The following is a 19186-nucleotide window of genomic DNA, read 5'->3' as shown; positions in this document are numbered from 1 at the left end:
CCGCGGGATCACCATTCGTAGCGCAGGTCCCGGGTGGGGCCGACGGACGGGATATCGGTGCGCTCCCCCACGGGATGGGCCGGGTCCCAGCTGCCGACGCGCACGCCCAGCAGGTCCAGCAGCAGCGGCGCCACCTGTTCGGCGCGCAGCGGGCCGCGGTCTGCCACGGCGTCACGTGCCCATCCGTCGGCCCTGTCCGGGCCCACCCGATGCAGCACCAGGAAGGAACGGCGCACGTCGACCTCGTCATCACCGTGGCCGCCCTCGGGTTTGTGCCCGTGATCGGTGGTCACCGCGATCAGCCATTCCTCACCGAGCTGCTCGTAGCGCTCGGACACGGCTTTGACCAGGCGACGCACATGCTCGTCGGCCGTGCTGATCGCCTCGCGGTAGTGCGGGGAGGCGGCACCGTGATCATGCCCGGCTTCGTCGACACCCCCGATGTACACGAAGGCGGCATCAGGGCCCTCATGGTTCAGCACCCAGGTGGCGTGAGCGGTCACGCGTCGATCGGCCGCGGCGACACCGTCGGTGGTGTCGGGAGCGTGGAAGATCTGGTGCTGGCCACCCACCTGCTGGTCGGGGCGCTGCTGGATCGCAGGACCCGGGCCACCCGGATCCACGAGCGCATCCCAGGACGCCGCCGCGTACGTGCGGGCCTGCGGGTTCGCCGCCCAGATACGGGTGAGCAGATCGGGTGTGCGGGCCAGGCGGTGGCCCACGAATTCGTTCCACCACACGTTGTTCTGCTCGTGACCGGTGCCGGTGAGCAGAGCGGACCAGCCGGGACCCGAATCGGTGGGTGGGGTCATCCACACCGGCAGGATCGCGCCGCCCCGCCACAGCCGCTCCAGGGTCGGGGCCGCAGGCTGGTCCGTCGGCTCAGGCATGTCCGGTGCATCCTCGGGGCGCGGGCCCGCAGCGAACCGGGGGTCAGCGGGGTGGTCAGGCTCAGCGAATCCCGGATGGGCCGTCATCGCGGCGGGCACGGCGATGTCCAGGCGCACACCGTCCAGGCCGATCAGCAGTAGTTTCATGCGGGAACCTCCGGTCGCCAGCGCAGGGTGAGAATCTGGAAAGGACACAGCTCGAGATCGACGACGGTGATCGGTCCACGTGTTGCCGCCGACGGGGCGGCCGGAGCGTCTGGGTTCATCTCGACGGCTGTCTGGGTCGGCTCAGGCAGGTTGATCAGCGGGTCGGTGACCTGCTCTTCGAGCGGGTCGACCTCGCGGATCCACTGCGCCCCGCCGTGCAGGTGCAGTCGGGCGTTCGAGGTGCCACCGGTCGTCTCATACAGGCGGGCCACGAGATCGCCACTGCCGTCATGGGCCGGGAGCACCGCCTCGAGGGTGATGCCGTGACCGTCCAGGCTCAGCACGGACGTGGGCTGCGCCGGTGCCTGCTCGAGCAGGCGCAGCGGCAGGTTCAGCTCCTGTCCTGCACGGGTGGCCGCCTCAGGATCCGCATCCACGAGCAGGGAGTAGCTCAGGCGCCGACGGGACAGATCCGCACGCGGATCAGGCCAGTTCGGCCCGCGCATCAGGCTCAGCCGCAGTAGCGTTCCGGAGGTGGCAGCGGCGTTCTGCCCCGGCCACGGCAAGGCGTCGTAGCCGTAGGTGGAGTCGGTGATGAGGGCGGCGCCGCACCCCGGTTCGGCGGCAAGCACCCAGCGGTGCATGACGGTTTCGAAGCGGGCGAACTCCCAGCTGGTGTTCTCGTGCAGCGGCCTGGCCACGTGCCCGAACTGCGTTTCAGCCAGGGTCTCGCGGGCATGAATGGCCAGCGGGAACGCTGCTTTCAGCAGGGTCTCGCGCTCGCGCCAGTCGACGTCGATTCCGAAGTCCACGCGGCGTGAACCCGCATCGAGGGTGATCGTCTGGGTGGTCGGCGACGCGCCGAGCATCCGCTCGATGGTGATCACGGCGCGCCACGGCCCGCTCTCGGTGAGCTCGCAGCGGGTGGGGGTGCCCACCAGGTCGGGGCGGGCGTTGCCGCGGTAGTGGCGGTCCACATCCCAGGCGTCGAATTCGTTGGGCAGATCCTCGAACATCTGCAGCTGATTGGCGCTGGCCCCGGCGGGGATCAGCTCACGATCGCGCTGGAGGTCACGCACCGACGTCAGCGTGCCGTCCGAGCCCACGTGTACACGCACGAGGCCGTTGTCGAGCACGATCTGATCGCCGTCGGTGCCGCTGTGCACGGGAGTAAGGCCCTCGGGCTGCTGAGCAGGCAGGGCGCCCAGGAAGGAGCCGGGCACCTGCACAGGGCGGGGCTCGCCCTCGACCGTGACCACCGCGATCCGGTCATGGCCGGCCGGGTTCAGCACGCCGCGAGTCGTCGAATCCCCTAGCAGCTGCAGGCCCTCCTCGGCGAGCTCGTCGCAGGCCGCGAGGATCGCGGCATGGTCATCACGCGCCTCGCGATGGACCCAGGCGATCGAGGAGCCGGGCAGGATGTCGTGGAACTGCAGCAGCAGGGTGCGCTGCCACAGACGGTCCAGCCGCTCCTGGTCCAGCGTGCCCCGTCCACGGGCCGTGACCATCGCCCATACCAGCTCGACGGTGCGCAGGGCATGCTCACAGGCACGGTTGCCCTGTTTCATCTCCAGCTGTGAGGTGAAGATCCCGCGGTGGAACTCGAGGTACAGCTCGCCGCGGTACGTCGGGGCGAGCGCACCGTAGTCCTCGCGGGCGGCGTCGAAGAACCCGTCGGGGTCGCCGGGCGTGATGTGTGCGGAGCCTTCGAGGTCGCGGCGTCGGCGTGCACGTTCGACCATGGTGGCGGTGGGTCCGCCGCCGCCATCGCCATAGCCGTAGGGGATCACCTGGTGGCCGGTGCGGGCCTTGTCGCGGTGGCCGCGCTCCGCTGTCGCGATCTCATCGGCGGTGAGCATGGAGTCGTAGCAGTCCACGGGCGGATAGTGGGCTAGCAGTCGACTGCCGTCGATCCCTTCCCACCAGAATGTGGTGTGCGGGTAGCGGTTCGTCTTCGACCAGGAGATCTTCTGGGTGAGGAAGTACTCCAGCCCCAGTTGCACAGCGATCTGCGGCAGCGCAGCCGAGTACCCGAAGGAGTCCGGCAACCACAGGGTGCGTGAGCGCACACCGAACTCGTCACGGAAGAAACGGATGCCCTGGGTGAACTGGCGGATCATCGCCTCACCGCCGGGCATCGTGGCATCGGATTCCACCCACATGCCGCCGGAGGGATGCCAGCGACCCTCCGCGATGCGCTGGCGCACCCGCTCGTACACATCGGGCCGGGACGCCTTCAGCCACGCGTACTGCTGAGCGCTTGTGGCGGTGAACGTGAACTCGGGGTACTCCTCCATCAGTACGTCGACGTTCGCGAAGGTGCGGGCCACCTTCCGGATCGTCTCCCGCACCGGCCACAGCCAGGCGGAGTCGATGTGCGCATGCCCGATCGCGGTGATCTGCTGTGCGGAGGCATCTGCGGGCGCCGCCAGCAGTGGTGCGAGCACGGCGCGCGCGGATGCGGCTGTTCCCGGCACATCGCGCAGGTCCAGGGCGTCGGCGGCGTCGTCGAGACCCACCAGAATGCGGGCCCGACGGGTCGAATCGGCTGGTAGCTCGGGGGCGAGGCCGCGCAGCACGTCGATGTCGTGCCACAGACCCCACACCTCGTCGTCCCGTTCAACGATCCGGGCGGTGCGCAGTTCGTAGACAGGTTCGGGTCCGGCGGTGAGTCGGTCGCCCAGCTCGGTGGGGGTGGTCCCGCCGGCCATCATGTCTGGGTTGGCAGCCGCCTCGAGGTGAAAACGCAGGTCCTCGCCAGCTTCGGCCTGCAGGCGGTAGCGGCGGTTACGGGAGTTGATGGCCTTCAGCGCGGTGCCGTCGGCGGCATACAGCATGCCCTCGCACTGATTACCTGGCCAGTCGTCGACGAATCCGAGGTCTGCTTCCAGCAGCACGGGACCGCACCCGGACCCCTCCGGCATCATGCCCTCGAGGCGGAACCACCAGGTGGACCAGGCCCGGCCCCAGCGTTGCGGAAGCGTCACCGGCGTGTGCTCGGCCGCGAGCGCGTCGGCAACCGGCACGGGTTCACCATCACCGGGCACCTGCCACGCGGACACCGTGAGCGCGGCGAGCTCGCGGAAGGCCTCCGGAGCGATCCGCTCTCGCTGCAGACGGTCGATGCGGGCGAGGATGCGGGCTTCGTCGAGATGCACGACGCTCCTTCTCAGCGCAGGTAGGCGAGCTCCGGGAACTCCTGAATGGTGGCGTCCAGCAGCTGACGGGCCACGCCGACGCCGTCGATCAGCGGGTGCAGCGCAAGCGCTTCGATCGCGAGATCGCGTGACCCCTCGACCGCGGCACGGATCGTGGTGCGCTCGACGTGCTTGACCGTGGTGATCAGGCCACGGCCATGGTCGGGCACATCGGAGACGGGCAGGCGGTGCGGGCCGGAGGCATCGACCATGCAGGGCACCTCCACGACAGCGTCATCGGGCAGGGCGGCGATGGACCGCTCTCCCCCGCCGGAGCGGTTCGCGACGTTCAGGATCAGCTGGGCGGGGCGATCATGGGCGATGGCGTGCATGATCGCGAGGGCCACCTTGTCGTAGCCACCGGATTCAAGGTCCTCCTCGTCACGGTCCATACCGCCCGCGGCATCGCGGTTGGTGGCCATGTAGGTCTCCTCGCGGCTGCGGCGGGTCTGCTCCCACAGCTCGGCGGCCTGGCTCGGCTCCATCTCGCCAGCGCGGACATAGAAGTCGCGCTGCTGCTGCTCGAGGAACACGCCTCGGGTGGCTTCCGCAGCGTCGTCGGCGGCTACGGTCTCGCGCGCGTAGTAGTAGTAGTGCAGGTACTCATTGGGCACGCAGCCCAGGGTCTGCAGCCAGGGGGCGCCGAAGAGACGGCCCTCTTCGAAGCGCTCGAGCAGGTCCGGCCGGGCCAGCAGCTGGGGCAGCACATCGGTGCCGTCCACGTCGATGCCGCGCAGCCAGCCCAGGTGGTTCAGGCCTGCATAGTCCAGGCGGACGTCTCCGCTGCCGGTGCCCACATCCGCAGTGGTGCCTGCGGGCACCAGCCCGTCGGACTCCAGTGCCGTCAGGGCGCGGCGGGCCAGCCCGATCGGGGAGTCGCAGATGCCGATCACGCGATCGCCCAGGATGGCGGAGGTGGCCTCGGTGATCATGCCGGCGGGGTTGGTGAAGTTGATCAGCCAGGCGTCGGGGTTGGCGTCGCGCAGCCGCGTGGCCAGGTCGAGGGCCACGGGGATGCCGCGCAGCGCGTAGCTGATGCCGCCGAAACCGGTGGTCTCCTGGCCCAGCACGCCCAGGCGGTGGGCGATCTGTTCATCGCGGGCACGACCGGCAGTGCCGCCCACGCGGATCGCGGAGAACACGAAGTCGGCGCTGCGTGCCGCATCTTCGAGCGTCTCGCACAGCACGACCTCGGGTGCTTCGGGATCTCCGTCGGCCATGGCGGCGAGGACCTTCTGCATCGCGGCCAGACGCCGCGGATCCTCGTCATGCAGGCGCAGCTGCGTGATGCGGCCTTCCGAGCGGTCACGCAGCAGGGTCCGGTACACGAGGGGTACGCGGAATCCGCCGCCGCCCAGCAGTGCGAGCTTCATGTGTGGAGCACCTCCGTGGATGAGGACTCCACTGCGGAGCCCAAGTGAGCGTGGATCGAGGATGCGTCGAGGTCGGTGACCAGGTGATCGACGTGTGCGAGGCTGCCGGCGGTGAAGGCGCCAGTGCCGGGGAACTTGTCGGCTGCGGCCAGCAGTGCGGTGGAGCCGGCCACGCGCAAGGTGGCCTGCTTGACGGCGGCCTGGCGTGTGTCGGTATCGCGGATCAACCCGCGGTCGCTCACGCCGGCGCAGCCCAGGAAGGCGCGGTCAATCTGCAGTGCGCTGAGCGAGTCGGCCACGTGGCTGCCGTGGGTGCAGCGGTATTCGCTGTTGTACTCGCCGCCCAAGAGAACGAGGTCGATGCCGTCATCCTCCCCGAGCAGGTCCACCACGCCGAGCGATGCGGTCACGACGGTGAGGTGACGACGCTGCAGAGCGCGTGCAAGTTCGTAGGCGGTGGTGCCAATGTCGATGAACACGGTTTCGCCGTCGGCCACGAGCTGTGCGGCACGGGCCGCGATCTGGCGCTTGGCCTCCTGATTGCGCTCGAGGACCTGGGCGAACGGTTCATCTGGCCGCTCCGTGTCGCGGGCGCCCAGCGAATCGGGGCCGACGGCGTCGGCGCGGCCCACGGTCGCACCTGCCGGCAGCCGGGCACCGCCGAAAACACGCTCGATCCGGCCCTGGGAGGCGAGGGTGTCGAGGTCCCGGCGAACGGTGACGAGTGAGACGCCGAGCTCATCGGCCAACTGCTGCGTGGACACGACGGACCGTTCGGCGAGCAATTGCTCGACGGCGCGGAAGCGTGCGGCACGGATCACGTCACCAGCCTAGTCCGCCTCCCCAGCACGAAGCAACATTCACGATCATTGGCGATCATCCTAATGGGAAACGAGTCCTCAATCCCCGCCCGCGGACTCGATTTCCCTCCCACAACATCCATTCTTGACCTTTTACGATCATCCGCGCACACTGAGTGCTGCACGCATCGCCGCACCGCACGCGCGCCTCGCGGGATCGGAGGATCCATGGACACCGCCGCCACTCGGCAGAGCACCCCGCTGCCCACGGGCGCGCTGGATCTCCTGGCCGTCGGCGAACTGTTCCTCGACGTGCTGTACGGCCCCCTGCCCTCTGCCCCTGCACTGGGCCAGGAGATTTTCACCGGCCGCGTTGACCTGGTGCCCGGCGGCATCGCCAACTTCGCCCTCGCCGCAGCCGCACTGGGTGCCCGCGCGGGCGTGAGCGCACACACAGGCACGGGGCCAGCTGCCGACCTCGCCGCCACGATTCTGACCGCGCGCGGCGTGGATACCCGCGGACTGATCGCCGCACCCGATCACGACCTGCAGATCACCGCAGCCCTGGCCTATGACGGCGAGCGCGCGCTGGTTACCGGCGGGACCGCCCCCCATGAACAGATTCAGCCCGATCTCGACACGCTGCCGGCACGCGCTATCGCCGTACACATCGGCCTGGCGGATATGCCCTGGCTGGAACGCGCCCATAACGCAGGATCCCGGATCTTCGCCGACGTCGGCTGGGATCCAACTGAGCAGTGGGACCGGGCTGTCCTGCGCCATCTCTCCTGCTGCTACGGCTTCCTACCTAATGCCGTGGAGGCTATGGCTTATACCCGCACAGACACCCCGCTACAGGCAGCTCGGGAACTCTCCACGATCGTTCCCCTGACTGTTGTGACCTGTGGCGGAGACGGTCTGATCGGTATCGATGCCGCCGCGGGCACCGAGATCACACTGCCGGCACAGGACCTGGGCCCCGTGGATCCAACCGGCGCGGGAGACACCTTCGGTGCCGCCCTGATCACCCTGCTGGGCCACGGTCTTGACTTGCGCGATGCGCTTGAGGCCGCCGCCCTGGCCGCGACCGGGCGAGCCGCCGCCGTCCACGGCCCGGGCCGCACCCCCACGCTTCCCCAGCTCGCCACGCTTGCACGCACGCACGGTCTGGTCTGCGCAGAGCCGCTCTCCGCACTGGCCCAGGCCCCCTCACCGTCCACCTCTGACTGATCCTTCGCCCCCACTCACTCCACACCCCGGAGGAACCCCCATGAAATACACACTGTCCCGTCGGTCTGCCCTCGGGCTCGGCGCTGTCGCCGGTTCCCTGGCATTCCTCTCCGCCTGCTCGACCGGCTCCGGAAACTCCGGCGGCTCAGGTGGCGGTGGCAAGGGCCTCGCCCTGTGGTACTGGCCCGAAGGCTTCGACGACGCGATCGTCGAGGACGTCAAGAAGGCATTCCCTGATGCCAACTTCAGCCAGGTGATCCAGGGTGGCGACTTCAAGCAGAAGCTGCAGACCACCCTCCAGGCTGGCTCCGGCCTGCCCGCCCTGACCGGCATCAAGGGCGAGGACATCGCGCATTTCGCCACCGTCCCCGAGTTCTTCGTGGACCTCAACGACCTGGGGGCTGCCGACCACAAGAGCAAGTACGTCGACTGGAAGTGGGACCAAGCCACCACCACTGACGGCAAGCAGCTGGGCATCCCGATCGACATCGGCCCCACCGCGCTCTTCTACCGCTTCGACACCTTCGAGCAGCATGGCCTGCCAGCGGACCCCGACGAGGTGAGCAAGGAGCTGACCACCTGGGACGCCTACATCGAGTACGGCAAGAAGCTCCAGGCCGGTGACCCCGAGATCTTCATGGTCCGCAACCTCGCGGGCGTTTTCGGCATCATTCAGCGCCAGTCCGGGCAGGGCTTCATCGACGAGGACAAGAACTTCATCGGCTCGGGCGAGCATGTCCGCAACGCCTGGGACACCGTCGTGAAGATGCAGAAGGCCGGTATCAACGCCGCCCTGCAGTCCCAGACGCCCGACTCTGCTGCCGCCGTCTCCGCCGGCAAACTGCCTGCGGATCCGGGCGCCTCCTGGCATCTGGCGGACCTCATGGTGGACGCCCCGGACACCTCCGGCAAGTGGCACGTTGCCACCCACCCCGGCGACGCCACCAACCAGGGCGGCTCCTTCCTGGGCATCCCCGCCAAGGGTGAGAACCACGAAGAGGCCTTCAAGATCATCCTGCAGATCCTCAACGGGGAGAACCAGGCTGTGGAGTTCGTCCACTCCGGGAACTTCCCCGCGAATCTCGAGGCGCAGAAAGATGATCGCGTCACCGGTGAGGTCGAGTTCCTGGGCAATCAGAGGGCCGGTGAGGTCTTCGCCACCGCCGGTGAGCATGTCCGCCCAATCTTCGAGGATCCGATGGACGGCACCATCTCCGCCCCGTTTGCCGCCGAACTCGAGCTGGTCGAGGCCAGCGGCAAGGATCCCGAGCAGGCCTGGAGCGACGCCGTCAAGGAGGCTGAGCGACTGGCGAAGCAGAACGGCATCACGGTGGCCTGACGATGTCCGCAGTCGGTCAGCAACACGGGACTGCCGCCCCCGCCGCCTCAGCGGCAGCGCGGGGCGGCGGTCGCCGCCGAGTCGAGCCGGGGCTGATCCGGCTGTCGGGCCGTCGCGCCCTCCGCCCCTATGCGGCGCTCGCGCCCTACTTCATCCTGTTCGGCGTCTTCAGCCTCATGCCGATCGCGTTCACCATGTTCTTGGCGTTCACGAACTGGCGTGGCATCGGTGATTTCCAGATCATCGGCCTGGAGAACTTCCGGTACCTCATCGAGGATCCGCTGTTCTGGAAGTCCTTCACGAACACGCTCATCCTGTGGGCGATGTCCACGATCCCGTGCCTTACCTTGGCCACGATCGTGGCGCTCATGCTGAACAGCACGGTGCGCTTTTCCACCACCTATCGGGTGGCCTACCTGGTCCCGAACATCACGTCGCTGGTCGCGATGGGCATCCTGTTCGGATCGATCTTCTCCTCGAACTTCGGCATCGCGAACGCGCTGCTGAACGTCGTGGGACTGGACTCGGTGCGCTGGCTGCAATCCGAGTGGGGCATCAAGGTGGCCATCGCATCGCTGTCCACCTGGAGCTTCGTGGGCTACAACGCCCTGATCATCCTGGCGGGTCTGCAGGCCATCGATAAGCAGGTGTACGAAGCTGCGCAGATCGACGGGGCGGGGCCCTTCCGCACGTTCTTCTCCATCACCCTGCCGCTGCTGCGCCCGATCATCTTGTTCATCACCGTGATGTCCACGATCGGGTCGCTGCAGAGCTTCACCGAGTCTCAGGTGATGACCTCGTCCCACGGCGGTGGCGCATCCAGCGCCGGCGGCGTCGGGAACTCGGGTCTGACCATGGTGCTGTACTTCTATTCAGTGGCCTTCCAGGAGAACCGCTACGGCTACGGCGCGACGATCGCCTGGGGCGTGATGTTCTTCGTGATCCTCTTCTCGATCATCAACTGGGGCGTTATGAGGGAGCGGAAGCGATGACCACCACCCACGCCACCTCACGAAAGAGCGTTGTCCTGCAGGGCGAACGTCATCGCACGCCCCTGCGGCACCGCATCCCCCGGGTTATCCGTCATCTGCTGCTGATCATCGGGGCGCTTATCTCCGCGTTCCCGTTCTACTGGATGTTCATCCTGTCGACCCACCGCTCAGCAGCGATCTACGAGTTCCCGCCACCGCTGCTTCCCGGCGACCGGTTCATGGAGAACTTCCGGACCGTCATGGACACGGTCAACGTGTTCGCCGCGATGGGGAACACGTTCTTCGTGGCCACGTCCGTGATGGTCCTGGTGCTGCTGATCGACTCGCTGGCAGCATTCGCCTTCGCGAAGTTCGACTTCCCTGGCAAGAACGTGCTGTTCACCATCGTGATGGCCACGTTCATGCTGCCCGCCCAGCTGGCCACCATCCCGCAGTTCCTGCTGATGACGAAACTGGGCTGGGTGGGTGAGCTGCAGGCCGTGATCGTGCCGTCGTTGGCCGGTGCCTTCGGCATCTTCTGGCTGCGTCAGTACTTCCAGAACTCGGTACAGACTGAGCTGCTGGAGGCCGCAACCCTCGACGGCTGCGGTTTCTTCCGCCAGTACTGGCACGTGGCACTGCCGTCGGCCCGACCGGCTCTGGCCTTCCTGGGGATCTTCTCGTTCATCGGCGCGTGGAATGACTTCATGTGGCCGTTGATCGTGCTGAATAACCCCGACCGGCTCACGCTGCAGGTGGTGCTGTCGCAGCTGCAGACGGCGCACGGCCAGGACTACGGCATGCTCATGATGAGCGCGCTGATCGCGGTGGTGCCTCTGCTGATCGTCTTCGCCCTCGGCGCGAAGCAGTTCATCGCGGGCATCACAGATGGTGCGCTGAAGTAAGCACTCCATGCCCGGCACGCTCGCCCCGTTCGGCTCCCTCACAGGACCGGGCGGGGCGCGCCTGTACGTCAGCACTGCAGGAAATCGGCGACGCGCGCGATGTACCCCTCGCGATCGGTGAAATAGGCGCCGCAGTGGTCCACGCCCGGGAGCTCCCACACCTCGGCCTGCGGGGCGGCTGCAGCGAGATCGTGCAGGTGGCTGACGGGAACCACGCTGTCCCGATCGCCGTGGATCAGCAGCAACGGCCGCGGTGGTATTCGGTCCACGACGTCCACCGGCCGCACCTGGTCGAAGGCGTAACCGTAGCGCCGCTGCGTCACCGCATCGGTGAGCGAAACCAATGGACCCACCGGAAGACCTCGTGCATGCGAGGCAGCAGCCGCGGTGATCACTCCACGCATGTCCGCGAAGGACGAGTCCGCCACCACCGTGGCAACGCGCTCGTCGGTTGCGGCGACCATCAGGGCAACCGCCGCACCCATGGAGTAGCCGACCACGCTGATCTCATCATCGGGGCGTTCGCGATGCACATAGTCGATCGCGGCGCGCAGGTCCTGCTGCTCGTACCACGCCAGCGACTGCGGACCATCGCCACAGCCGGCCGACCCGCGAAAGCCCAGCAGCAGCGCGTTCATCCCGTGACGCATGAGTCCGGGACCGATGCCGAGCAACTGGGCACGTGACCCACGGTGCCCATGGCACAGGATCACAGTGCGTGTCGCTCCAGGCGACGGCATCCACCAGGCGGCAAGACGAGACCCGTCGGCCGCTGTGAGAGCCAGCTCATGCTGAGGGACCCGCACCTCGAAGGGCGTGAAGTCGAACGCAAGAGCGGGGTGGAACGGACCGCTGATGGCTCGCGCCGCGACATGGGCGATCGTCAGCGCTGCTGCACCCGCAACCGCTCCAGCTCCTGCCACGCCCACGGCGGCTCGGGCAGATGGGCATCGGGTCCTTGCAGCATCACGGGCAGATCGGGGCACGGCGGATCGGCGCGGGAACATGTCGCCATCGTAGGACCGCAGTAGGGTCATGGCATGAGTGAACGCACCACGTACCTGCTGGTCGACGGGGAGAACATCGACGCCACCCTGGGCGGGTCAGTGCTGGGTCGTAAGCCCCATCCGGAGGAGCGGCCACGGTGGCCCAAGCTGCTGGAGATGGCGCAGAGCCGCTGGCAGCAGCCGACGAAGGGCCTGTTCTTCCTGGCCGTCGAGGACTCCTTGCCGGTGGGGTTCGTGCAGGCGTTGCTGGCGATGGACTATCGGCCGATCCCGCTGCGCGGAAGCGGCAAGGTGGTCGACATCGCGATCCAGCGCACCGCCGAAGCTCTGATCGAACGCGCTGACGACGTCATGCTCGTCAGCCACGACGCGGACTTCGCGCCGCAGATGCGGGCCCTGGCGGAAGATCCGACGCGTCGCGTCGCGCTGGTGGGGTTCCAGGAGTTCTTCGCCACCGAGCTGCGGGCGGTGCCCGGCATTGAGATGTTCGACCTCGAGCACGATGCCGGTGCGTTCATGAAGGCGCTGCCGCGCGTGCGAATCATCGACATCGACGCCTTCGACCCGTACGAGTTCCTCTGAGTAAAGGCCGACGGATCAGTCGCATAGCTACAAGGACACAGGGCGGGGCCCGCGTGTGAATCATGGCGGGCCGCCGCGAGTGCCTGCCCTGAACGCCTCGCTACGCCCGGCAACGATTCCCTGCCGTCGCGACCCCTGACATGGTTCAGCCCCTCACCTGACCGGTATCACCGTAGGTGAGGGGCTGAATCCTCGGGTGCGCGAGGGGGGAGTTGAACCCCCACGCCCTCACGGGCACACGGACCTGAACCGTGCGCGTCTGCCTATTCCGCCACTCGCGCATGCTTTCGACACCGGGATTGATCACCGAGATCGAAGGCTCCGCAAGCCTACCGCGCCTCGCACCGCCTGCCCAACTCAGAACAGTGCGACCTTGCGCACAGAGGGGTCGGCGAGATACTCACGGATCCTGCATCAGAGATCCCCACCGGGGGCGAGCAACTCTCACCCCCGGGGGTGATGGATGGAGAGTTCCCCCGGCATATGCCAGTCGCCGCAGCGGCCCATCACCCCCGGGATGATGGGCCTATCAACCGCGGAAAGCGGCTGTGACCACCAGCACCGGAGTCTCATCCATATCGGTTGCGCTCGCCACGCGGAACACCGCCGAGTTCGTGCCCTGGATGGTGCCGGAACAGCTCGCCGCGGTGTACTCGTACTCGTCACCTGCGGGCAAAGGACCGATGCCGCCACGGCACTCAAGCACCTCGTACTCGGGCGCGCCACCTGCATTCGGGAAGCTCTGGTTGACCCGCTCCACCATGTCAGCGTCGCGCGCGCCCTTCTCGGCATCCCCCGAATCGGGTACAACGAACGTACGAGCCTGCTCGGAATGGGCCTCCTGCAGCATGGTCTGCGGAAGCGGACCCGTGGACGCGAGGAGGGACGACGAGGCCTCGTCAACATTCACCGCGACAACGGAGAACTCGGTCTCCTCAGTGGACGTGGAACACGTGACGGTCTTCTCGGATCCGATCTCGAGATCGTCCGTGCAGTTGATGTCACCATCCGTGATCTCGGCAGCGAGCAGCTCCGTGAGCTGGTCACCCGTGACCGTCTCCCCCTCGCCCGAGGCGAACTCCACCAGAGCCACCGTTCCCGGGCCATAACCGTCGTAGCTCAGCGGTTCGAGATCGCTGCCACCGGATCCTGCCTGGTCCTCGCCCTCATCGGTGGAGTCTTCATCACCGGAGCCACTCGTACCGCCTTGGTCCGAGCCGCCCGGATCGTTAGTGCCCGAATCATCCTGATCCGCCTGATCGGCGCCGCCATCCGACGTGTCCGGCTCCGCAACAGCCGGCTGCTCCTGCGCCGGTTCGTCGGCAGCCCGGTCGTCGGCTCCACCGAGCGCACCGCATCCGGCGAGCGTCACGCTGAGCGCGGCCGCGGCCACGAACAGACTCCGTCGGCGCTGTGCGCCGTGCATGCGTGCGGTTCCCACGGCGGTCCCCCTCTCGAGCCGTCCCGCGGCTCCTCGATGGCATGTGCCGGTGACGCTAGCAGTTCTGGGCACCAGTCTGGCAATGCCTGCGGATGGGGACCAGTCCCCATCACCTGGGTTGCTCCTGGTCAGGAGCGTGCAGTCAGATCAAGGGGTGGATACGCGACGGGCCTGTCAACTCCGGCCGAGCTGCTGCCGCTCGTAGTCCTCGACGGCGTCCTTGGCCTCCTTGAGACCAGCACCGGTGCTTTCCCGGTACGCCTTGATGGCACTGATCCTCCGGCCTGCCCGCAGATGGTCCTCGACCTCGTCGGTGATGCCGGGGGTTGCGGTTGCCAGCATGCGCTCCAGCTCAGACTGACTGACCCCTGCGCGGGCAGCGAGCTCCTCTGCGACTGCCCGCAGGGCGCGCACCTGTGTGCGTAGAGCCTGGATTTCCTGGGACGTCCGATTCCACGGGAACATGGACTCATTATAGGTTTCCCGCAACACGGAAGCCCCCGTCCCGGTGGACCGGGACGGGGGCTTCGTGCTGTGGTGAAGAGCGTCAGGCCCTGGCCGAACCCTTCGCGGCGACAACCTGGATCAGCAGGGTCGCGAAGACGTCCTCGTGCAGGCGCACGGTCGCCTTGTGCTCACCGAGCGCCTTGATGGCGGTGGGGAACTCGACGGAGCGGCGGTCGATCTGCTTGTCGAACTGCTCTGCCACGGCATCGGCGACCTCCTTGGAGGTCACGGCGCCGAACAGACGGCCGTTCTCACCGGCGCGCTCCGACACAACGATCGGCTTCGCCTCGAGCGCGGCCTTCAGGGCCTGCGCGTCCTCGAGGTTCGCGATCGCACGCTTACCGCGGGCGGCGCGGATCTGGTCAATCTGACGCTGTGCACCGCTGGTCCACGGGGTCGCCAGACCGCGCGGCAGCAGGTAGTTACGAGCGTAGCCGTCCTTGACGTCGACGACGTCGCCGGCGGCACCCAGACGGGAGACCTCATGCGTGAGGATGAGCTTCGTGGTCATGATGAACTCTGTCCCTTCCTCGCTCAGCGACCGGAGGTCGAGTACGGCAGCAGGGCGATCTCACGGGCGTTCTTCACGGCCTTCGCGATCTTCCGCTGCTCCTGGACGCTCACGCCGGTGACGCGACGCGCACGGATCTTGCCGCGGTCAGAGATGAACTTGCGCAGGAGAGCGGCGTCCTTGTAGTCGACCGTCTCCAGTCCCGCGGCCTTCAGCGGGTTCTGCTTCTTCTTCGGCTTGCGAAGAACAGGCTTGGCCATCGTGGTGCTCCTTCTTTCTACGGGAGCCCGGGCATGCACCCGGGATGGGGGTGGTTCTGCATGGTGTGCGGCACGGGGTGCCGCAAGCATGGCCGACGGGCTCTGCAGCCCAGGCGGTCATACCGGTGATCCGTCGATCAGAACGGCGGATCGTCGTAGGCGTTCTGCTGGCCGCCGCCGGCCCACGGGTCGGCGCTCGCTCCCTGCGGAGCCGCACCGTAGCCGCCCTGGCCACCGCCGTAACCGCCCTGGCCACCCTGGTTGCCGAAGCCACCCTGGTTCTGGCCGCCGCGCTGACCGCCGAAGCCGCCTCCGCCGCCACGCTGGACCTTGGTGGGCTTGGCCGTGGCGTACCGCAGCGAGGGACCGATCTCGTCAACGTCCATCTCGATCACGGTGCGGTTCTGGCCCTCACGGTCCTGGAAGGACCGCTGCTTGAGGCGGCCCTGGGCCACCACGCGGGTGCCCTTCTCCAGCGACTCGGCCACGTTCTCCGCAGCGTCGCGCCAGATTGAGCAGCGCAGGAAGAGGGCTTCTCCGTCCTTCCACTCGCCGGACTGGCGGTCGAAGGTGCGGGGAGTTGAGGCGATGGTGAAGGACGCCACTGCCACGCCGGACTGCGTGAAACGCAGCTCGGGATCGGCGGTGAGGTTCCCGACCACGGTGATGACGGTGTCGTTCGCCATGAGTGCTCCTTAGCTCAGGGGCCCGACGGGCGGCCCGTCGGACGTTCGCGTCTGATCATGTCAGTGGACACCGACGAACGGTTCCATTGCTGACGATCGATCGCTCAGATGCCGTTCCGGATCACTTCTCGTCGATGCGCATCAGCTTGGTGCGCATCACGGACTCGTTCAGGCCCAGCTGGCGATCCAGCTCCTGAGCGGTCTCCGGCTTCGCGGTGAAGGTGAGGACGATGTAGATGCCCTCGGACTTCTTGTCGATCTCGTAGGCGAACTTCCGCTTGCCCCAGACGTCCACGTTGTCGACGTTGCCGCCCTCCTTGGGGACAACCTGGATCAGCTTCTCGAAAGTGCTGCTCACAGTCCGCTCGTCCACGGACGGATCGAGGATGACGACCATCTCGTACGTGCGCATGTTCTGGTACCCACCTCCTGTGGTCTTCACGGCCGCGGTCCTTCCGCGGCAGGAGGGTTCATGCCATCCATCCCGGCGCCGGTGGCGCAGGCACGGACCGACTCAGCGTACTCGCCAGCACCGGCGTGGACCAGAGCACCGCAGCGCATGCGCCCCGGATCACACGGGGGCTATCCGTTCGTCCTCGGCGCGGCGTCAGAGCCCTTCCTGCCGGTACCGCCGCCCTGCGGCGCCTCGGTCGGCGGCTGGGTGGGTTTCTTCTTCTCCCCTCCGGGTCCGCCGTTCTGGCCGCCCGCGCTGTCGCCGTCGCCCTGTTCCGGTTTCTTGCTCGGCTTCTTGCTCGGCTTCTGCGTCGGCTCCTTCGGGGTCTGCGACGGAGCCTTGCTCGGAGCTGATTCACTGGGCGTCGCCTCCTCAGAAGGAGGTGCCTGCTCACTGGGGGTGTCCTCAGACGGTTCCTCGGTTGGTGCATCCGTGTCGGCCGGCGGTTCAGTCGTCGGCCGCGACGGGCGCTTCTGCGAATCCTCGCTCGACTTCGGCGTGCTGACCCGACGCTGGTTGTCCAGTCGCACCTTCTCGGGGAAGTCCAGCTCCTCCTGCCCCTCCAGGGAACGAGCCATGATGTTGCCCCAGATCTCGGTGGGGAAGGTACTGCCGGTGATGTAGTCCTCTCCGCCGAACGGCGTCAGCGGCTCCTCGCCCTTCCCGTCGGCCGTCGGCTGGAACATTCCCACGGCCGTGACAAGCTGCGGCGTGAACCCCACGAACCATGCGGAGCGGAACGACTCCGATGTACCGGTCTTCCCGGCCACAGGCCGCCCATCCATGATCTTCTTCAGGTCGCGGGCGGAGCCGGTTGACGGCGGCCCCTGCAGTGCCACGGTGGCGTTGATCGCGACTTCCTCATCGAGGACGCGCTTCTCCGCGTTCTTGTGCTCGTAGGCAACGGTGTCCTTGCCCTGCGTCACCTTCTGCACGATGTACGCGGGGCGGTGAACGCCCTTGGTCGCGATCGACTGATACACCTCGGCCATCTCCAGCACCGTCGGCGACGCCGTGCCGAGCACATTGGGAGCCTCATCATCCAGGCCCGGAGTTTTCTCCGGCAGGCCCAGCTTGACCGCGGTCTCACGGGTTCGCGATGGACCGATCTCAAGGTTCGCCTCGGCATAAGCGGTGTTGATGGAACTCGCGGTGGCCTTCTCGAGCGAGACACGACCGTACGAGGTGTCGTTGAAGTTCTTCACCGTCCACCCGCCGCGGAACGACGCGGGAGAATTCCCGTCCCATCGCGAGCTCAGCGGATAGCCGTCCTCCAGCAGAGCGATCAGCGTGAACGTCTTGAAGATCGACCCGGCCTGCATCCGCGACTCGGTGGCGTCGTTGTAGGACTGGCTGACGTAATCAGGGCCCCCATACATGGCGCGGATCGCACCCGTGGCCGGGTCCAGCGTCACCGTGCCGACACGGTTGCGTTCAGGTCGCTTGCCCAGCGCATTGATCGTCTCGACCGTGTTGTTCTGGATCGCCGGATCGATCGTGGAGACGATCGTGTAGCCGCCGGTGTTGATCTGGTCTTCGGTCAGACCGTTCTTCAACAGCTCGTCGTGAACGGCCTTGAGCAGGTACCCGTTCGTGCCGCCGTACAGATTGGTCTTCTTCGGCTCAATGGTCTCCGGGAAGTCGAGCGCGTCGGCCTCCTGCGCGGTCAGCGTCTGCGTCTCATTGACCTGTCGCTCGATCACGCGGCTCCACAGCGTCGCGGCTTTCTCCGGGTTCTTCGCCGGGTCATAGGCCGACGGTCCGGGGATCACCGCCACCAGCAGCGCCGCCTCCGACTCATTGAGGTCCGCGGCATCTTTTCCGAAGTACGCCTGGGAGGCCTCCTGGATGCCGTACGCCCCACGGCCGAAGTAGATGGTGTTCAGGTAGCGGGTGAGGATCTCGTCCTTGGACAGCTCCTGGTCGATCTTCAGCGCCATCACCATCTCCTTCACCTTCCCCAGGTAGGAGGTGGTGGTACCGGTGTGGTAGCGCTCGACGTACTGCTGGGTGATGGTGGATCCGCCCTGACGCGCGCCGCCGGAGAGGTTGTTGATCAGCGCGCGGATGATGCCGCGCGGGGACACGCCGCGATTCTCATAGAACGACGAGTCCTCGCTGGCTACCACCGCGTCTTTGACGTGCTGGCTGATCTGGTCAGATTCCACGATGGTGCGGTCGAACTCGCTGAAGGCCCCCATCTCGGTCTTGCCGTCGGCGAAGTACACACGGGAGGTCTGGGCGGTGGCCACGGCGGCCTCCTCCGGCACCTCGGTGGTGTTGTACAACCACACGGCAGCGCCAACCCCGGCGATCACCATCAGTGCGGCGGCGGCGATGATCATCCGCCAGGAGGGCCACCAGCGCCACGGGTTGCGGGCGCCTGCGCGGGGATAGTTCAAGAAGTTCGTCGGCGCAGGCTTGCGGCCCTTCGCGGGAGTGCGGCCCTTCGCAGCCGCGCCGCGCGCGGCTCCCGTGCGGCCTGCTGCCGCGCCCGTCGTCGCACCAGCGCCGGCCTTCTTCGTGGTTCGGCTGCGGTGCTTCGTCTCGGAGGCGCGCCGACGGCCCGAATCGGCCGATCTCCGCACACCCGCGGCACGACGTGCACCGGCAGCGCGACGCGCACCCGCTCCTGAGGATCGGTTCGGGCGCGACGAGCCTGTGGAATCACTCACTGCTGCTGCTCCTGACGGATGAAGACGTCGGGCCGGTCGCTCCCATCCTGGGGGCTGCCGGCCGTTGACGACGGGCGATCCTACGATGCCCAGCTCACCAGTATGCGCATGGCTCCAGGCGTCGCGGAAGACGCGGCGGCGACCCTCACACAGTGTTCACGACTCCTGCACGGTGATCTCGCCCGCTGTGGCCCCCGCACGCGCGCCCGTG

The 19186-nt window shown here is 67.3% G+C and carries 17 protein-coding genes and 1 tRNA gene; 5 read left to right on the top strand and 13 right to left on the bottom strand.

Translation table 11 applies throughout. The annotated features are described in order from the left end of the window. Window positions 1-8: 8 nt before the first annotated feature. From C8271_RS00970 to C8271_RS00955, 4 genes are read right to left on the bottom strand one after another with little or no spacing between them, the layout of a single operon-like run. The gene (locus C8271_RS00970; RefSeq protein ID WP_106505736.1) at window positions 9-1037 is read right to left on the bottom strand and encodes an alkaline phosphatase family protein; all 1029 of its coding nucleotides are present in this window, start codon (window positions 1035-1037) and stop codon (window positions 9-11) included. Then, on the bottom strand, window positions 1034-4195 hold the full coding sequence (locus C8271_RS00965; protein ID WP_106505735.1) for an alpha-mannosidase: 3162 nt from the start codon (window positions 4193-4195) through the stop codon (window positions 1034-1036). The genes C8271_RS00970 and C8271_RS00965 overlap by 4 nt, the downstream gene beginning before the upstream one ends. An 11-nt stretch (window positions 4196-4206) precedes the next feature. After that, entirely contained in the window at window positions 4207-5607 is a 1401-nt protein-coding gene (locus C8271_RS00960; protein WP_106505734.1) for a 6-phospho-beta-glucosidase, read from the bottom strand. Continuing rightward, on the bottom strand, window positions 5604-6428 hold the full coding sequence (locus C8271_RS00955) for a DeoR/GlpR family DNA-binding transcription regulator (RefSeq protein ID WP_106505733.1): 825 nt from the start codon (window positions 6426-6428) through the stop codon (window positions 5604-5606). Before C8271_RS00955 ends, C8271_RS00960 begins: the two co-directional genes overlap by 4 nt. A 207-nt stretch (window positions 6429-6635) precedes the next feature. On the opposite strand from C8271_RS00955, the gene C8271_RS00950 reads away from it, so the two are divergent. The 4 genes from C8271_RS00950 to C8271_RS00935 are packed head-to-tail and all read left to right on the top strand — an operon-like array spanning window position 6636 to window position 10852. Then, window positions 6636-7637 (top strand): carbohydrate kinase family protein, encoded by a 1002-nt coding sequence (locus C8271_RS00950; RefSeq protein WP_170957751.1) that lies wholly within the window; start codon window positions 6636-6638, stop codon window positions 7635-7637. 40 nt (window positions 7638-7677) lie between these two features. Next, entirely contained in the window at window positions 7678-8976 is a 1299-nt protein-coding gene (locus C8271_RS00945) for an extracellular solute-binding protein (RefSeq protein ID WP_106505731.1), read from the top strand. A gap of 2 nt (window positions 8977-8978) precedes the next feature. Then, entirely contained in the window at window positions 8979-9968 is a 990-nt protein-coding gene (locus C8271_RS00940) for a carbohydrate ABC transporter permease (RefSeq protein WP_106505730.1), read from the top strand. After that, complete coding sequence (locus tag C8271_RS00935; protein WP_106505729.1) at window positions 9965-10852, top strand: carbohydrate ABC transporter permease; 888 nt, start codon at window positions 9965-9967, stop codon at window positions 10850-10852. The genes C8271_RS00940 and C8271_RS00935 overlap by 4 nt, the downstream gene beginning before the upstream one ends. A 68-nt stretch (window positions 10853-10920) precedes the next feature. On the opposite strand, the gene C8271_RS00930 is transcribed toward C8271_RS00935, so the two are convergent. Further along, a complete protein-coding gene (locus C8271_RS00930) occupies window positions 10921-11859 on the bottom strand; it encodes an alpha/beta hydrolase (RefSeq protein WP_106507776.1) in 939 nt (312 codons plus the stop codon). Between the two features lie 33 nt (window positions 11860-11892). On the opposite strand from C8271_RS00930, the gene C8271_RS00925 reads away from it, so the two are divergent. Next, window positions 11893-12441 carry an NYN domain-containing protein gene (locus tag C8271_RS00925; protein ID WP_106505728.1) on the top strand — a complete coding sequence of 183 codons (549 nt, stop codon included), beginning with the start codon at window positions 11893-11895 and terminating at the stop codon, window positions 12439-12441. Between the two features lie 197 nt (window positions 12442-12638). Here the strand turns inward: C8271_RS00925 and C8271_RS00920 are convergent. The 8 genes from C8271_RS00920 to C8271_RS00885 all read right to left on the bottom strand — a co-directional run bounded on the left by C8271_RS00920 (window position 12639) and on the right by C8271_RS00885 (window position 18975). Further along, a tRNA-Leu gene (locus tag C8271_RS00920) sits at window positions 12639-12722 on the bottom strand. Between the two features lie 248 nt (window positions 12723-12970). Next, window positions 12971-13882: a hypothetical protein gene (locus C8271_RS00915; RefSeq protein WP_106505727.1), complete on the bottom strand. Its 912-nt coding sequence runs from the start codon at window positions 13880-13882 to the stop codon at window positions 12971-12973. Window positions 13883-14056: 174 nt separating this feature from the next. Further along, complete coding sequence (locus tag C8271_RS00910) at window positions 14057-14347, bottom strand: ribosomal protein L7/L12 (RefSeq protein ID WP_106505726.1); 291 nt, start codon at window positions 14345-14347, stop codon at window positions 14057-14059. Window positions 14348-14429: 82 nt separating this feature from the next. After that, entirely contained in the window at window positions 14430-14900 is a 471-nt protein-coding gene (gene rplI, locus C8271_RS00905; RefSeq protein ID WP_106505725.1) for a 50S ribosomal protein L9, read from the bottom strand. Between the two features lie 23 nt (window positions 14901-14923). After that, window positions 14924-15160 carry a 30S ribosomal protein S18 gene (rpsR, locus tag C8271_RS00900; RefSeq protein WP_010533203.1) on the bottom strand — a complete coding sequence of 79 codons (237 nt, stop codon included), beginning with the start codon at window positions 15158-15160 and terminating at the stop codon, window positions 14924-14926. A 137-nt stretch (window positions 15161-15297) separates the two neighbouring features. Continuing rightward, the gene (locus tag C8271_RS00895) at window positions 15298-15846 is read right to left on the bottom strand and encodes a single-stranded DNA-binding protein (protein WP_106505724.1); all 549 of its coding nucleotides are present in this window, start codon (window positions 15844-15846) and stop codon (window positions 15298-15300) included. 121 nt (window positions 15847-15967) lie between these two features. Continuing rightward, a complete protein-coding gene (rpsF, locus tag C8271_RS00890) occupies window positions 15968-16258 on the bottom strand; it encodes a 30S ribosomal protein S6 (protein WP_106507775.1) in 291 nt (96 codons plus the stop codon). A gap of 170 nt (window positions 16259-16428) precedes the next feature. Then, on the bottom strand, window positions 16429-18975 hold the full coding sequence (locus C8271_RS00885; RefSeq protein ID WP_106505723.1) for a transglycosylase domain-containing protein: 2547 nt from the start codon (window positions 18973-18975) through the stop codon (window positions 16429-16431). Between the last annotated feature and the right edge of the window lie 211 nt (window positions 18976-19186).

This window comes from Brachybacterium timonense (assembly GCF_900258505.1).
In the GTDB taxonomy this organism is placed as follows: Bacteria; Actinomycetota; Actinomycetes; order Actinomycetales; family Dermabacteraceae; genus Brachybacterium; species Brachybacterium timonense.
The sequence above is the reverse complement of the archived record's forward strand: the minus strand, read 5'-3'. Positions and strand labels throughout refer to the sequence as shown.

Bases quoted from the DNA above. Each gene is read 5' to 3' on its own strand.
- C8271_RS00960 (WP_106505734.1), bottom strand. From the start codon at position 5,607: ATGAAGCTCGCACTGCTGGGCGGCGGCGGATTCCGCGTACCCCTCGTG.
- rpsR (WP_010533203.1), bottom strand. From the start codon at position 15,160: ATGGCCAAGCCTGTTCTTCGCAAGCCGAAGAAGAAGCAGAACCCGCTG.
- rplI (WP_106505725.1), bottom strand. From the start codon at position 14,900: ATGACCACGAAGCTCATCCTCACGCATGAGGTCTCCCGTCTGGGTGCC.
- C8271_RS00940 (WP_106505730.1), top strand. From the start codon at position 8,979: ATGTCCGCAGTCGGTCAGCAACACGGGACTGCCGCCCCCGCCGCCTCA.
- C8271_RS00910 (WP_106505726.1), bottom strand. From the start codon at position 14,347: ATGTTCCCGTGGAATCGGACGTCCCAGGAAATCCAGGCTCTACGCACA.
- C8271_RS00895 (WP_106505724.1), bottom strand. From the start codon at position 15,846: ATGGCGAACGACACCGTCATCACCGTGGTCGGGAACCTCACCGCCGAT.
- C8271_RS00930 (WP_106507776.1), bottom strand. From the start codon at position 11,859: ATGTTCCCGCGCCGATCCGCCGTGCCCCGATCTGCCCGTGATGCTGCA.
- C8271_RS00925 (WP_106505728.1), top strand. From the start codon at position 11,893: ATGAGTGAACGCACCACGTACCTGCTGGTCGACGGGGAGAACATCGAC.
- C8271_RS00970 (WP_106505736.1), bottom strand. From the start codon at position 1,037: ATGAAACTACTGCTGATCGGCCTGGACGGTGTGCGCCTGGACATCGCC.
- C8271_RS00950 (WP_170957751.1), top strand. From the start codon at position 6,636: ATGGACACCGCCGCCACTCGGCAGAGCACCCCGCTGCCCACGGGCGCG.
- C8271_RS00935 (WP_106505729.1), top strand. From the start codon at position 9,965: ATGACCACCACCCACGCCACCTCACGAAAGAGCGTTGTCCTGCAGGGC.
- C8271_RS00945 (WP_106505731.1), top strand. From the start codon at position 7,678: ATGAAATACACACTGTCCCGTCGGTCTGCCCTCGGGCTCGGCGCTGTC.
- rpsF (WP_106507775.1), bottom strand. From the start codon at position 16,258: ATGCGCACGTACGAGATGGTCGTCATCCTCGATCCGTCCGTGGACGAG.